The organism is Sorangium sp. So ce836 (assembly GCF_028553905.1).
In the GTDB taxonomy this organism is placed as follows: Bacteria; Myxococcota_A; Polyangia; order Polyangiales; family Polyangiaceae; genus Sorangium; species Sorangium cellulosum_D.
On record NZ_CP102233.1, the window covers coordinates 6,990,747 to 7,004,975 of the forward strand.

General features: G+C 70.9%; 11 protein-coding genes. 2 read left to right on the plus strand and 9 right to left on the minus strand.

The genetic code is table 11. From position 1 onward, the window contains the following. Positions 1-7: 7 nt before the first annotated feature. From trpD to glmM, 9 genes are read right to left on the minus strand one after another with little or no spacing between them, the layout of a single operon-like run. Positions 8-1,042 carry an anthranilate phosphoribosyltransferase gene (trpD, locus tag NQZ70_RS25400; RefSeq protein WP_129576500.1) on the minus strand — a complete coding sequence of 345 codons (1,035 nt, stop codon included), beginning with the start codon at positions 1,040-1,042 and terminating at the stop codon, positions 8-10. Between the two features lies 1 nt (position 1,043). Next, the gene (locus NQZ70_RS25405) at positions 1,044-2,375 is read right to left on the minus strand and encodes a Gfo/Idh/MocA family oxidoreductase (RefSeq protein ID WP_324293065.1); all 1,332 of its coding nucleotides are present in this window, start codon (positions 2,373-2,375) and stop codon (positions 1,044-1,046) included. Positions 2,376-2,377: 2 nt separating this feature from the next. Then, complete coding sequence (locus tag NQZ70_RS25410; protein WP_129576501.1) at positions 2,378-3,499, minus strand: Ldh family oxidoreductase; 1,122 nt, start codon at positions 3,497-3,499, stop codon at positions 2,378-2,380. Then, positions 3,496-4,818, minus strand: a complete 1,323-nt coding sequence (locus tag NQZ70_RS25415; protein ID WP_129576502.1) for a M20/M25/M40 family metallo-hydrolase — start codon at positions 4,816-4,818, stop codon at positions 3,496-3,498. The genes NQZ70_RS25410 and NQZ70_RS25415 overlap by 4 nt, the downstream gene beginning before the upstream one ends. Next, positions 4,815-5,684 (minus strand): sugar phosphate isomerase/epimerase, encoded by an 870-nt coding sequence (locus tag NQZ70_RS25420; protein WP_129576503.1) that lies wholly within the window; start codon positions 5,682-5,684, stop codon positions 4,815-4,817. Before NQZ70_RS25420 ends, NQZ70_RS25415 begins: the two co-directional genes overlap by 4 nt. Continuing rightward, a complete protein-coding gene (locus NQZ70_RS25425; RefSeq protein WP_129576504.1) occupies positions 5,677-6,786 on the minus strand; it encodes a DegT/DnrJ/EryC1/StrS aminotransferase family protein in 1,110 nt (369 codons plus the stop codon). Before NQZ70_RS25425 ends, NQZ70_RS25420 begins: the two co-directional genes overlap by 8 nt. Then, positions 6,783-7,925, minus strand: a complete 1,143-nt coding sequence (locus NQZ70_RS25430) for a DegT/DnrJ/EryC1/StrS aminotransferase family protein (protein WP_129576505.1) — start codon at positions 7,923-7,925, stop codon at positions 6,783-6,785. Before NQZ70_RS25430 ends, NQZ70_RS25425 begins: the two co-directional genes overlap by 4 nt. Then, the gene (locus tag NQZ70_RS25435) at positions 7,922-9,106 is read right to left on the minus strand and encodes a Gfo/Idh/MocA family protein (RefSeq protein ID WP_165374152.1); all 1,185 of its coding nucleotides are present in this window, start codon (positions 9,104-9,106) and stop codon (positions 7,922-7,924) included. The genes NQZ70_RS25430 and NQZ70_RS25435 overlap by 4 nt, the downstream gene beginning before the upstream one ends. Before the next feature lie 23 nt (positions 9,107-9,129). Continuing rightward, a complete protein-coding gene (gene glmM / locus NQZ70_RS25440; RefSeq protein WP_129576507.1) occupies positions 9,130-10,485 on the minus strand; it encodes a phosphoglucosamine mutase in 1,356 nt (451 codons plus the stop codon). 475 nt (positions 10,486-10,960) lie between these two features. On the opposite strand from glmM, the gene glmS reads away from it, so the two are divergent. Both glmS and NQZ70_RS25450 read left to right on the plus strand, forming a co-directional pair. Beyond that, entirely contained in the window at positions 10,961-12,781 is a 1,821-nt protein-coding gene (gene glmS / locus NQZ70_RS25445; protein WP_129576508.1) for a glutamine--fructose-6-phosphate transaminase (isomerizing), read from the plus strand. Positions 12,782-12,891: 110 nt separating this feature from the next. Then, positions 12,892-14,193, plus strand: coding sequence for a nucleotide sugar dehydrogenase (locus tag NQZ70_RS25450; RefSeq protein ID WP_129576509.1), 1,302 nt, complete (start codon positions 12,892-12,894; stop codon positions 14,191-14,193). Positions 14,194-14,229: the final 36 nt, after the last annotated feature.

Sequence of the window (14,229 nt, forward strand, 5' to 3'; positions counted from 1 at the left end):
TCGAGAATCATCGTCGTCCTTCCGCGGCCCGGCGCGTCGCCGAGCGCGCAATGAGGTCGTCCACAAGCGAAGCCAGCGCCCCCGACCGGATGGCGCGCCGGGCAACCTCGACGCCATCGCGCAGGTCGCTCGCGAGGCCGGCGAGGTACAGCGCCGCGGCTGCATTTGCGGCGCAAAAATCGTGAAGAGGCCCGCGCTCGCCTCGGCAGAGCGCGCGGAGCAGCGCCGCGTTCTCGGCCGGACCTGCGCCGCGCAAGGCCGCGAGATCGCAGCGGGCGACGCCGAGGTCCTCCGGCGTCACCGTGAACCGGTAGAGAGCGCCGTCGCGCAGCTCGGCGATGTCCGTCGGCGCCGCGAGGCTCAGCTCGTCGAGGCCGTCGCGGGCGTGCACGATCAGCGCGCGCTGGGCGCCGATCGCCGGGAGGATCTCGGCGTAGAGATCGACGAAAGCCGGCTTGGCCACGCCGAGGACGCGGCGCGCGGGGGCGGCTGGGTTGGCCAGCGGTCCGAGGAGGTTGAGCGCGGTCCGCAGGCCGAGCTCGCGGCGCAGCGGCGCGAGCCCGCGGAGCGCCGGGTGGAAGCGCTGGCTGAAGAGGAAGGCAAAGCCGGTCTCGTCGAGCGACCGGTCGACCTCCGCAGGCCCGAGCTCGATATCGATGTCCATCGCCTCCAGCAGATCGGCGCTGCCGCAGCGGCTCGAGGCGGCGCGGTTGCCCGCCTTGGCGACGACGGCGCCTGCGGCGGCGGCGATCAGCGCGGCGGCCGTGGAGGCGTTGAAGCTGGAGTGGCGGTCGCCGCCGGTGCCGGCGGTGTCGATGGCATCGGCCCTTTGCGTGACACGGACGGCGCGCGCCATCAGCGCGGCGAAGAAGCCCTCGAGCTCGGCGACCGTCTCACCTTTGCAGGCGAGCATCGATAGCCACGCCGCGGCCTGCGCCGGCGTGAAGGCGCCGTCGAGCAGCGCGAGCATGGCGTCGCGCGCCTCGCTCGCGAGGAGGTGCTCGCGGGCGGCCGCGCGCGTCAGGACCTCGACGGGTTTCATGTCAGCGCCCTTCGATCTCGGGCGACGGCTCGCCCGGCAGGAACTTCACGGTGTCCTCGACGACGAGACCGAGCTCGCCCGCGGTGAGGGGCGCCGCGGCGGCGACGAGGACGTTGTAGTGGTTGGGGAAATGGCAGGCGTCGAAGCCGAGCACCCTGCCGATCACGGTGCCGCCGTGGACCACGAGGTCGCCGCGCTCGATGACGCCGGCGGCGCGCGCCTCGACGAAGCCGAGGAAGCCCACCCGATCGACGCGGTCGCCCGGCCCGGCGGTCGCTTGGTCGGTGGTGACGAGCTCGTGGACCTCGCCGGCGCGCACGCAGCGCGTCGCGTGTCGCTCGAGCACGAAGCCGCGATCGCTCCGCTTGTGCTGGAGGAGCTTCACCACCGTCGTCGGGACGGCGCGCTTGCGCGCCTGCGCCGCGCGGGAGGGCCCCTCCGCGGCGTAAGCGTCGCTCACGAGCCGCACGGCGTCGAGGCCGTCCTCGCCGTGGCAGCCGCCCGCCCGGATCGTGGCGACGAAGTCGCGCAGGATCTCCTCGTACTCGTGCCAGAGAGAGCCCTTGAACTCGTCGAAGCCAGCGAGCATGTCGATGGCGATGCGCTCGCCGCTCTTGAGCGAGACCTCGATGTCCTTTCGCTCGCCGCGCGGGTACGCCCAGTCGAGGCGGACGTGCACCGGGATGCCGCCTTCGTTCACGAGGTCCACGTCGGCTTCACGGTCGATGCCGGCGCCGTCGCGCTCGACGGCGGCGCGGGTGACGTCCAGCCGGCCGAGGAACGAGGCGAGCGTGTCGAAGACGTTCGGGCCGTTGTCCGCGAGGCAGCCGCCGCCGCAGCGGCGCGAATCGAGGTACCAGCGGTCGTCGCCCGCGTGCTCCTCGATCCTCTCGAGGTAGCGGGCGGTGACCGCGGCGATGCGCGACCGGTCGGCGAGCTGCGGCAACGCGCGCACGACGTTGACGTTGTAGCGGCGGTGGAACGCGGTGAACAACGTCCGGCCGCCCGCGCGCGCCTGGTCGACGAGGCGCTCGGCGTCCGCGCGGCGGATGGTCAGAGGCTTCTCGCAGCAAACGTGCTTGCCGGCTGCCAGCGCGTCGCGGCAGATGGCGTAATGCTCGTCGTTGGGGACGTTGATGATGACCGCGTCGATGTCGGCGCGGGCCAAGAGCTCCCGGTAATCGAGCGTCGCGTCGATGCCGCGCGCCTCGAAGGGCGCGACGCGCTCCTTCCGCAGGTCGCACACGGCGACGAGCTTCGCCTCGTCCACGCGCGGAAAGCCCGCGACATAGAACTTCGAGATGACTCCCATACCGATCATACCAATACGCATCGTCACGCTGCATCTCCTTCTTCGACGAGGGTCTCGAGGGGCTTGATCCCCAGTTCACGGGCCAGCTGGCCGAGCGCCGCGAGCAGGTCGGAGTCCACGCTCACCGCGTCGACGCGCAGGGCGCGGCGGCGCTCGTGCTCCAGATATCCAGGGTAAGTGACGCGCCGTCCCGGCCCGTTGGCGGGGCACTCGACGACGCCAGCGAGGATCCGGTCCATTCGCCGCCGGAACTCCGACAGCTCACCGAAGCGGCGGATGTCCAGGGCGAGGAAGAAGTGGCCGACGTCGCGATCGTCGCGCGAACGGGCCTCGCCCGAGGGGCCGAAGAGGTCTGGATCCGGGCCGGCCGCGGCGCCGGCGAGGGCGCCGCAAAGGATATCCACCCAAAGGGCCAGGCCCAGGCCCTTCCACCCGCCGGTCTCGGGCTGGCCGCCGAGCAGCTGGAGGTGCCCCGTCCCGGCGTCGTACGCGGCCGGATCCGTGACCGGAGCGCCGTGCTCGTCGACGAGCCAGCCTTCGGGGATGCGCTCGCCCTGGCGGGCCGCGGCGCGGACCCTGCCGGTCGAGACGACGGTCGTGCTCATATCCAGGACGAAGGCCGGCATCTCCCCGCCGGGGGCGGCGAGGCAGATCGGGTTGGTCCCGACGATCTTCACGCCGCCATGAGGCGGGCGAGCGATCGTCTGAGAGCCGAGGTTCGACATGGCGATACCGACCATGCCGCGCTCGAGCGCGAGCTCGGCGTAGTAGCCGGCCGGGCCGAAATGGGAGCTGCGGCGCACGGCGACGGCGCCGACGCCGGACGCCGACGCCTTGTCCATCGCGAGGCGCATCGCCTTGACGCCGGTCACGAGGCCGAGGCCGTCCTGACCATCGATGAGCGCCGTGGCGCCCCCCTCCTCGAGGATGCGCGGCTCGGCGTCGCCGCGGATGCGGCCGCTCTTCAGCTTGGCCACGTAGATGCGGCCGAGATTGGCGATGCCGTGGGTATCGAAGCCCTTCCTGTCCGCGTAGACGAGCGGCTCGGCCGCGATGCGGGCATGCGCCGGCGCGAGGCCGGCCCGGGTCAGGGCCTCGGCCGCGAAGCGCCGCAGCTCGTCCAGGGAGATGCTCAGCTTGCTCATATCGATTCCTCGTCGAGAAGCGCGGCGTCGCCGCGACAGTGGTCGCCGAACGCCAGGACGATGGCCTCGACCTCGCGGGCGAACCGCTCGAGGTCGGCGACGGCGATGAACTCGCCGTCGGCGTGCGCGCGGTTGTGCTCCAGGCTGCCAGGGCCGTAGACGACCGTGTAGGCGTCGGGGCATTGCGCCCACAGGGCGTCGCAGGTGAACGCGCGATGCGCGAGCGCGGGCGGCGTCCGGCCGATGCCGGCTGCCGCGAGGACGCGACTCATGGCCCCATCGCGGTTGTCGAGCGTCGGGAGGCGCCGCTTCAGCCATTCGAGGCGCGTCACGGCGCGCGCGGCCGAGGCCGTCGCGCCGAGGATCTCGGAATCGGCGAAATCGGTCGCGAGGCCCTGCAGGGCCTCCGCGAAGCGGATCTCGGTCGCCTCCTCGATCGCCGCGGCCTGGGCCATCGTGGAGTACGCGAAGTTGACGAGCAGCGCCCCCTCGCCGTAAACCCGGTTATGCATCCTGCCGGTGTGGATGCCGGCGACACAGGTCTTGCCGCCGATGCGACGGACGTCCGCAACGAGATCGCGGGCGAACCGCATGGCGACGGCGGCGAGGATGACCGTGGCGTTCTGGCCTGCGTGGGGCGCGTCGTCGGTCGAGCCGACCCCATCGACCGACACGCGGGCGGTCATCGACGTGGTCGAACGGTCGAAGAAGTAGCCCTCGCTCGGTTCGGCGAAGACGTTCAATCGGCCGACATAGCCGAGGTCCACGAGGGCCTTCGTCCCGTAAACGCCCATGGCGCCGCCTTCCTCGCCGGCCACCGACTGGACGAGCACCTGGATCTCGCCCGCGAGCCGGGGATCCTGTCGAATGGCCGCCTCGATGCCGGCGAGCACCGCGACGCCGGGGCCTTTCATGTCGACGGCGCCGCGGCCGGTGACGATCCCGCCCTCGCACGCGACGGGGACGTGCCCGGCGACCGTGTCCATGTGGAGGTTGAACATCAGGGTGCGAGCCGCCGGACGTTCGGCGCCGGCGCGGAGGACCAGGTTCGGCTGCGACGAGAGGAACGCGCCGCCCATCCTCGCGGCCACCTCACGCACGGAGACGGGGACGTGGGCGCCGGTCAGGAGCGCAGCGCAGGGAGCGCCCAGGAAAACCTCGCTGAAGCCGCGGGAAGCCGCGAAGTCGCTGAAGGCCCGCTGCGCGTCCGGGATGGCGCTCGGCGCGCCGGTCTCCATGGGGCTGATCGTGTCGATCGCGAGCAAGCCGAGGAGGTGCTCCAGGTGCTCGGGGGTGAAACGGGTCCGCGGATCGTTCATTGGCTCTCCCCTGCTCGCCAGACCGCCCGGGCGATGCGCTCGAAGCGGCGGCCGAACTCGACGAAGCTCTCGCGCAGCGTGGCTGTGTCGGCGGTGACGCCGAGATGAGGGATGTGGGCCAGGTGCGGCTCGATGGCGATGGCGCCGGCGTAGCCCGCCGCCTGGAGCATCGAGAGGCACTCGGCGAGCCGGGCTTCACCTTCGCCCGGCCAGGTGAACTGGGCGGCTCCGTCGGCGTCCTGAACAACATCCTTGACGTGGACGTGGCGCACGTGCGGGAGAACGCGACCGAGGAACGCGACGGGGTCCTGACCCGCGAAGCGCGCGTTACCGACGTCGAACAGGAGCCCCAGATGGGGGCTCGTTATCTCGCGCAGCATCGCGAGGGTTTGCTCCACGCCCTGGGAGGCCCAGCCCGAGCAGTTCTCGTGGAGGAGCGTGACGTCGAGCTCCGCGGCGAGCTCGACGAGCGCGGCGACCCGGCGCATGGCTTCGCGACGCCAGCCGGCGCCATCGAGCCCCTGGTTCGGATAGGACATGATGCGGATGAACCTGCAGCCGAGCGCGTGGGCGCGGTCGGCGAGGATCCTGAGCTCTCCCAGGTCGCGGCCGAAGGGCCCGGAGATCGGGCGCGCCCAGCCGCCTATCCGGCTCGCCAAGGCCACGACGTTCACCCCGTCGTCCGCGATGCGCCGCGCGGCGGCGGCGAAGCGCGCGGGGTCGACGTCGGCGACGGCGACGCCGTCCAGGCTGCGGAGCTCGATGCCCCGAAAGCCGAGGCGGCGCAGCGCCTCGAGCTGGCCGTCGAGGTCCCGAGAGGCCTCATCGCCCACGCCGGCGAGGAGCACATCAGACGCCTCACGCATGGAAGCTCCTGACCGCGGAGATGACGTGATCCGCCTCCGCGTCGGTCATCTCCGGATAGAGGGGCAGCGCCAGCGCCTCGCGCGAGAGCGTCTCGGCACCGGGGAAGTCGCCTGCCTCGTGCCCGAGGTGGGCAAAGCACGGCTGCAGGTGCAGGGGCACCGGGTAGTAGAGCTGGGTCTCGACGCCGCGCTCGAAGAGGTGCGCGCGGAGCGCGTCACGGCGCTGGGCGCGGATCACGTAGGTATAGAACACGCGCTCGCCCGGCGCGGACGCGAGCGGCCTGATCCCGGCGCCGAGCTTTCCGAGCTCGGCGTCGTAGCGCTCGCCGATGGCGCGGCGGCGCGCGTGCAGCGCGGGCAGCCGCGCGAGCTTCGCCGTGAGGTACGCGGCCATGATTTCATCCATCCGGTGGTTCCATCCCAGGTGGTGATGCAGAAAGCGCGTGACGCCATCCTGGCCGTGGTTGCGCAGCCGCCGGCACATGTCGCCGAGCGCGGCGTCGTTGGACACGATCATGCCGGCGTCGCCGATGCCGCCGAGGGGCTTCGCGGGAAAGAAGGAATAGAGGCCGATGTCGCCCGCGAGCCCCGCGGGAACACCCGCGGTCCTCGCGCCGAGCGCGACGGCGCTGTCCTCCAGGACGCGGAGGCCGAGCGCCCTCGCGGCGGCCTGGACGTCGGCCATCGCGGCGAGCGAGGAGAAGAGATGGGCGGCGATGACGACCTTCGATTCCGGCGTGCGCCGCCGCGCGAGCTCATCGGCGGCGATGGTGCCTGTATCGGGGTTCACGTCGACGAAGACCGGGCGGGCACGCAGGAGGGCCGGGGCGCTCGCCGTGGAGATGAACGAGAAGGCGGGCGTCAGCACGTCGACGCCCGGGCCGACGCCGAGGGACGCCAGCGCGATGAGCAGCGCGTCCGTGCCGTTGGAGACGGCGACGGCGTGGGCGGCGCCGGTCTGGCCCTTGATGGCCTCCTCGAGCGCGGAGACGCGCTGTTTCAGGATGAACGCTCCCGAGTTGCCCACCTCGGCCACGAGCCGCTTGACGAGCGCCGCGTCGGCGCCGAAGCGCCTCGCGTCATCGAAGTACGCGACCTTCATCGCACCCCTCCGCGCTGGAAGAAATCGGCGATGGCGGCGCAGACGCGCTCGACGTGGGCAGCCGTCATGTCCGGATACATCGGGAGGCCGAGGGTGCGGGTGCAGGCGCGCTCCGCGACGGGCATGTCTCCGCGCGCGTAGCCGAGGCCGTGAAAACAAGGCTGCAGGTGCAGCGGCACAGGGTAGTAGGTCTCGGTCCCGATCCCCTCGTCGGCGAGGTGGCGCGCGAGCGCGTCGCGCTGCTCGCATTCGATCAGATAGACATAGTAGACAGGGCTCGCGCGCTCGGGGCGGCACCGGACGCGCGGCGTCGAGACGCTGGGCGAGAGGCCGGCGAGGCCGCGATCGTACAGGGCGGCGAGCTCGGCGCGCCTGGCGATGTCCTCGGGCAAGCGCCCGAGGCGCGCCAGGAGGATCGCCGCCTGGAGGCTGTCCATGCGGCTGTTGAAGCCGAGGCGGTGATAGACCTGGGGCTCGCCATCCCTCTGGCCGTGGCTGCGGAGCATGCGGGCGGCCTCGGCGAGCCGGTCGTCGTTCGTGAGGACCATGCCGGCGTCGCCGAGCGCCCCCAGCGTCTTGGTCGGGAAGAACGACAGGACCCCGGCGTCGCCGATGAGGCCGGCGTGCTTGCCGCCGAGCCACATCCCGATGCCCTCCGCGCTGTCCTCGAGGACGAGCAGCCCGTGGCGACGGGCGACGTCGGCGATGACGGCCATATCGGCCATCTGCGTGAACAGGTGGACCGGCATGACGGCCCTGGTGTGCGGCGTGATGGCCGCGGAGACCTGGGTTGGATCCATCGCGTACGTGACCGGATCGATATCGACGAAGACCGGCTTGGCCCCCGCGTGCGCGATGGAAGACGCGGACGCGAAGAAGCTGAACGAAGGGACGATGACCTCGTCGCCGGCCCCGACGCCCGCGGCCATGAGCATGATGGTGAGGGCGTCGGTGGCGTTGCCGCAGGCGATCGCGTGGCGCGCCTCCGTGAAGAGGGCGATGCGTCGCTCGAGGCGACGGACGAGCGCGCCGTCGGTGAACGACCCGACGGCGAAGAGCTCGTCGATCAGGGCGTCGATCTCGCCGCGTTGCCGCTCGAGCGACGCCGCGCACGTGTAAAACGGGATAGCTGATGTCATGTACGACTCCGTTGCTTGAAACCCCGCGTCGCGGCGGGCGGTGGCATGAGCGCCCGGGCGGCGCCGGACGAGAGCTCGGCGGCGAGATCCGAGCAGGCGGCAGGTGCGCCTGCGCCCGCGCGCGGTCGCGACCTCCCCGCGCCGCGCAGGACGGCGTCCGGCGCGCCGGCCGGATGGAGGAGGCCGCTCAGGACCTTGGCGCGGGCGATGACGTCCACCACCGCCGTGTTGAACTCCACGCTGCTCAGCGGCTCCGGCCCCTGAGCGGCGAAATGACGATAGTATTCGATGAAGCAGGTGCTCAGCGGGTCGTCCTCGTACACGTCCGTCGCGACGAGGCGGCCGTCGCCGCTGAAGCGCTTGACCCAGGCGTGGTTGTCGTCGGCGCCCGTCTGGTAATATCCGATGACCGTTCCGCGCTCGAGCTCGAGGATGACGTCGCGCTTGCGCATCGGGCAGCCGAGATCGGAGTGGCAGACCGCGGCCACGCGATCGCCGTGCGTCGTGGCGATGGTCGCGCCGCCCATGTGAGGCACGGTGCCCGAGGCGGAGGAGAGATCGGTGCACTCGGCGTGGAGGACCGCGGCCTCGGTACCGCCGAGGGCGAGCGCCAGCGCGACCTGGTGAGGCATCTCGACGTCGAAGGCGGTCTGGTGGCTGCTGTTGGCCAGCGTGCGGCTGATGCGCGGCTTGCTGCTCTCGATGACCATCCGCTCGAGCGCGCCGAGCTCGCGGCCGTCGATGATCGCCTTGAGGCGCGCCGTCACCGGGCTCGAGAGCCAGTTGCTGACGACGGCGACGTCGAGGCCGGCCTCCCGCTGGAGGGCGAGGATCTCGCGCGCGTCGGAGACATGGATGGTGAACGGCTTCTCCACGACGAAGCGGCGGAAGCCGGCGGAGACGGCCGCGACGAACACCGGGTAGTGCTCCGACGGCCCCGTGCAGATGTGGACCACCGTGCGCCGCGGATCGAAGGCGCTGCGCGCGTCGGCGATCGAGGCATAGGCCGGGAGGCCGGCCGCGCCCTGGAGCGCGGCGCCCGAGGCGACGAGCGGATCGACGACGCCGATGCGATCATCGAAGAGCCCTCGCCCCTCCGGTCGGCGTCGCGCCTTGTGCAGGCAGGTCAGGTGCAGATCTCGGCCTGCCTTGCCGAACCCAACAATCAACTGCTGAAACATATTTCGCTCCTGGTCGTGCGCGCTCATGCGTTCAGCGAACACGACAGCTCGCGCGCGATCACGTCGGCGAGCTCCTTGACGTACGCCTCGAGCCGAGGCTGCTCCGGGCCTTCCGCCATGATGCGGACGACCGGCTCGGTCCCGGACGCGCGGACCACCATGCGCCCGGCGGCGCCGAGCTCTCGCTCCACCCTGCCGACGACCGCGGCGATCGTCGGATTGCTCCTCAGCCCGTTCCTGTCGGCGACCATCACGTCGGCGCGAACCTGCGGGAGCCTCTCGAACGGTCGTGTCAGCTCGCTGAGCCGACGGCCCGTCCGCCTCACGACGTCGAGCAACAAGAGCCCCGACAAGATCCCGTCCCCGGTCGTCGCGTGGTCCAGCCAGACGATGTGCCCTGACGGCTCGCCGCCCAGGTTGTAGCCGCCGCGCCGCATCTCTGCGATGACGTGGCGGTCCCCCACCTCGGTCCGCTTCGTCGCGACGCCGAGCTTGCCGGCCGCCTGCGCGAGCCCCGCATTGCTCATCACCGTCGTCACGATCGTGTCGTTCGCCAGCCGGCGCTCTCGCGTCGCGGCCGACGCGCAGACATACAGGATCTCATCACCATCGACCGCCGCACCGAGCTCGTCGACGGCCACCAGCCGGTCCGCGTCGCCGTCGAAGGACAGCCCCAGCTGCGCGCCGCTCCGCAAGACCTCTCTTCGCAGCGCCTCGACGTGCAGCGAGCCACACGCGTCATTGATGTTCAATCCGTTGGGCGCCACCCCGATCGCGACCACGTCCGCGCCGAGCTCCCGGAAGACGCGGGGCGCGAGCTCATGCGCGCCCCCGTTGGCGCAATCGAGCACGACCCGCGCCCCGTCGAGGCGCGCCGGCACGGCCGCCTTCAGGTGGCGCAGGTACGCCTCCGTCGCCTGTACGTCGACCGACGTCGCGCGGAGCTGTCCGCCGACCGGGCGTGGCAGCCTGTCCTCCGGCGCGTCGAGCAGCTGCTCGATCGCCTGTTCCATCCCGTCCGGCAGCTTGAAGCCGTCCGCGCCGAAGAATTTGACGCCGTTGTCCTCGGCTGGATTGTGAGACGCCGAGATCATGACCCCTGCCCTCGCGCCGAAGTGCCTGGTGAGGTACGCGACGGCCGGCGTCGTCACGACGCCGAGATGGATGACGGAAGCACCGATGGACGAGAGCCCAGCGACGACCGCCGCCTCCAGCATGGGGCTGGAGACGCGGGTATCGCGCCCGACGACGAAGGTCGCGCCGCTCGCCTCGCCCGCCAGCGCGTGGCCGCCGCAGCGACCGAGCCGGAAGGCGAGCTCTGGCGTCAATTCCAGGTTTGCGATACCGCGAACGCCGTCGGTGCCGAAGTATTTTCCCATGTAGTTCCACCTCTCCGCGAGCCCTCCGCGCGTGCGGAGAGCTCGTTCGAAAGCAGGCGCGCCGGACGGCGAGCTTGCTCGGCGCGCGCCCGATTCCCCTGCTGGATGGCTCATCCTGCGCAGGCGCGCTGGCCTCTTGCCCCGTGCCTTCAGCAACGGCCGTGCCGCGTGCCGATGTCGGGCGCGGCCGTCGCGAGTCCAGCTGGATCGGAGGGCCGACGCGCTCGCATTCCACGCGAGCCGCCTGACAGGAGCGCGCGGCGGCGAGCAACGATTGGCGTGGTCGCGCAACCCCACCTTGCGCGGCGTCCGCGGTCATGTCCGCCTGTCCGTCGCGCGGCCAGGTCCAGGCACGGTCCTCGTCGAAATGCGCGGGATGGCACGACGGGTGCAAGCGCCCTCGGACGAACAGCGGTCCATCGCTTCACGACGCGTCCTGTGATGTGAGGCGCCTCCGCGTCATCGGGTGCAAACCATGTGTGGAATCGTTGGCTATGTGGGTTATCGTGACGCAAAGGAAGTGCTCCTCGAAAAGCTCGCCCGGATCGAGTATCGCGGCCATGACGGCGCGGGCCTCGCGATTCGCACCGTGACGGGTATCGAGGTCTACAAGAAGGGCGGGCCGCTCGCGGGCCTCGCGCGAGAGCTGGAGCTGCGCTCTGTCCGCGGGATGCTCGGCCTCGGTCACACCCGGTGGGCGACGCACGGCGCGCCCGACGACCGCAACGCTCACCCTCACGCCAGTGAGGATGGAACCGTCGTCATCAGCCATAACGGGATCATCGAGAACTACCGCCTGCTCAAGGAGCGGCTCGCCGCCCAGGGCCACGCGTTCCGCTCCGAGACCGACTCCGAGGTCCTCGCGCACCTCATCAAGGAGAGGTACCGGGGAGACCTCGCGGGCGCCGTCCGCGCGGCCCTCACGGAGGTGCGCGGCGCGTACGCCATCGTCGTCGCGCACGCCGAGCACGAGGAGATCGTCGCGGCCCGCAGCGTCAGCCCCCTCGTGATCGGCGTCGGAGACGGCGAGATGTTCCTCGCGTCGGATGTGCTGGCGCTGCTCCCGTACACCCGCCGCGTGGTATTCCTCGAGGACGGCGATCTCGTCGTCCTGCGCAGCCAGAGCTACGACGTCACGGATCTCGGGGGAAGGCCGCGCGCGCGCCCCCCCACCGTCGTCGACTGGAGCGCCGAGGCCGCCGAGAAGGGCGACTGCGATACGTTCATGCTCAAGGAGATCCACGAGCAGCCCCGGGTCCTCGCGCAGACCATCGCGGGCGGCCTGCGCGGCGGCGCCGGCGAGGCGCGGCTCGATCTGCGCCTCGACCCTTCCTCGATCGATCGCGTCCAGATCATCGGATGCGGCACCGCGTACCACGCTGGCCTCGTCGGTGAGCACCTCATCGAGCGGCTCGCCCGGGTGCAGGTCGAGGTCGACATCGCGAGCGAATATCGGTATCGCCAGCCGATCGTCGACGAGCGGACGCTGGTGATCGCCATCAGCCAATCCGGCGAGACCATGGATACCCTCGAGGCCCTCCGCGAGGCGAAGCGGCTCGGCGCGAAGACGCTCGGCATCATCAATGTCCAGGGGAGCAGCATGACCCGCGAGGCGCACGAGGTCCTCTACGTCCACGCCGGGCCGGAGATCGGCGTCGCCAGCACCAAGGCGTACACCGCCCAGCTCTGCGCGCTGTTCCTGTTCGCCCTCTGGCTCGGCCAGGCGCGCGGGGTCGTGAGCGCCGCGCGCGCGGCCCAGCTCTCCGCCGAGCTCCGCGACCTGCCGCGCGTCGTCGACGAGGCGCTCGACGCGGCGCGCGTCGCGGAGATCGAGCGGATCGCCGCCAAGTACAGGGACGCCCGCGGCTGGCTGTTCCTGGGCCGCGGCGTGAACGCCCCGAGCGCGCTCGAAGGCGCCCTCAAGCTGAAGGAGCTGAGCTACGTCTACGCCGAAGCGCACGCCGCCGGGGAGATGAAGCACGGCCCGATCTCCATCGTCGACGAAGGCCTCCCCGTGGTCGTCATCGCGACCGAGTGCTCCCTCCTCGAGAAGGTCCTCAGCAACATCCAGGAGGTCAGGGCGCGCTCCGGGCGGGTCATCGCCCTCGTCAACGATGGAGACACGGAGGCCGCCTCTTATGCGGACGACCTGATCCGGCTCCCTCGCACCGACGAGCTGCTGAGCCCTGTGGTGAACGCCGTGGCTCTGCAGCTCCTCGCGTACCATGTCGCGTCCCTCCTCGGGAGGGACGTCGACAAGCCTCGCAACCTCGCCAAGAGCGTCACGGTCGAGTGAGGCGACAACCCCAACCTGATCGCGCCCGTGAGGCGAGGCGATCGCGCCGACGGGCAGCGCCGCGCCGCCCGCGCGCCAGCATCGAATGAACCAAACAGAGAGACCGAGATATGGAAAGACTCCTCAGGAAGATCGAGCGCCGCGACGCGAACGTGGTGGTGGTGGGTGTGGGCTACGTCGGCTTGCCGCTCGCGGTCGAGCTCGCCAGGGCGGGCTTCGCCGTGACGGGCTATGACAAGGATCCCGAAAAGGTGCGCCGGCTCGGCCGCGGCGAATCGTATATCGACGACATCCGCTCCGCGGAGCTCGAGCCGCTCATCGCCACCGGGAAGCTCACGGCGTCCGCCGATCTGGACGTCTTGGGCACCGCGGACGCCGTCGTCGTCTGCGTGCCGACGCCGCTGAGCAAGAACAAGGATCCGGACATGAGCTTCGTCACCCAGGCGATGGAGGAGATCGCGGAGCGGCAGCACGCCGAGATGCTGATCGTGCTGGAGTCGACGACCTACCCGGGCACGACGCGCGAGGTGCTCGCGCCAACGCTGACGCGCGGGGTCTACGAGCTCGGCAAGGACGTGTTCGTCGCCTTCAGCCCCGAGCGCGTGGATCCGGGCAATGCGCGGTGGAAGACGCGCAACACGCCCAAGGTCATCGGCGGAATGACGCCGGCGTGCCTCGCCGTGGGGAGGGCCCTCTATGGGGCGATCATCGACACCCTCGTGCCGGTCTGCAGCACCGACACGGCCGAGATGGTCAAGCTCTTCGAAAACACGTTCCGCGCCGTGAACATCGGCCTCGTGAACGAGGTCGCGCTGATGTCGCGGCGGCTCGGCGTCGACGTGTGGGAGGTGATCCGCGCGGCGGCGACGAAGCCCTTCGGCTTCATGCCCTTCTACCCGGGGCCGGGGCTCGGCGGGCACTGCATTCCCATCGATCCGCTCTACCTGTCCTGGCGCATGCGCGGCCTCAAGTACCAGGCGCGGTTCATCGATGTCGCGGACAGCATCAACAGCGCGATGCCGGGCGAGGTCGTCTCCCTGGTGCACGAGTCGCTCAACCGGCACCGGGTGCCGGCGAACGGCGCGAAGGTGCTCGTCTCGGGCGTGGCCTACAAGAAGGACGTCGCCGATTACCGCGAGTCGCCGGCGATCGACGTGATCCACGGCCTGCGCGGCCTGGGGGCCGAGGTCGACTACGTCGATCGGCACGTGCCCGAGGTCCGCGAGCACGGGCTGGAGATGAGGAGCGTATGCCCGAGCGTCGACTACGGACGCTATGACGCGGTGGTGGTCGTCACCGACCACTCCGACACCGACTATGCCCGAATGCTCTCGGAGTCGAGGCTCATCGTCGACACGCGGGACGCGCTGCGGACGCTGGACGGCGACAAGTCCAAGGTGGTGCGCCTGTAGGCCGGGGCGAACCTGAGCGGGTCTTCCAGGAGGTCG

Coding starts and splice junctions, on each gene's coding strand:
- NQZ70_RS25435 (WP_165374152.1), bottom strand. CDS start 9,106: ATGTTTCAGCAGTTGATTGTTGGGTTCGGCAAGGCAGGCCGAGATCTG.
- NQZ70_RS25430 (WP_129576505.1), bottom strand. CDS start 7,925: ATGACATCAGCTATCCCGTTTTACACGTGCGCGGCGTCGCTCGAGCGG.
- NQZ70_RS25420 (WP_129576503.1), bottom strand. CDS start 5,684: ATGCGTGAGGCGTCTGATGTGCTCCTCGCCGGCGTGGGCGATGAGGCC.
- NQZ70_RS25405 (WP_324293065.1), bottom strand. CDS start 2,375: ATGCGTATTGGTATGATCGGTATGGGAGTCATCTCGAAGTTCTATGTC.
- NQZ70_RS25410 (WP_129576501.1), bottom strand. CDS start 3,499: ATGAGCAAGCTGAGCATCTCCCTGGACGAGCTGCGGCGCTTCGCGGCC.
- glmS (WP_129576508.1), top strand. CDS start 10,961: ATGTGTGGAATCGTTGGCTATGTGGGTTATCGTGACGCAAAGGAAGTG.
- NQZ70_RS25415 (WP_129576502.1), bottom strand. CDS start 4,818: ATGAACGATCCGCGGACCCGTTTCACCCCCGAGCACCTGGAGCACCTC.
- glmM (WP_129576507.1), bottom strand. CDS start 10,485: ATGGGAAAATACTTCGGCACCGACGGCGTTCGCGGTATCGCAAACCTG.
- trpD (WP_129576500.1), bottom strand. CDS start 1,042: ATGAAACCCGTCGAGGTCCTGACGCGCGCGGCCGCCCGCGAGCACCTC.
- NQZ70_RS25450 (WP_129576509.1), top strand. CDS start 12,892: ATGGAAAGACTCCTCAGGAAGATCGAGCGCCGCGACGCGAACGTGGTG.
- NQZ70_RS25425 (WP_129576504.1), bottom strand. CDS start 6,786: ATGAAGGTCGCGTACTTCGATGACGCGAGGCGCTTCGGCGCCGACGCG.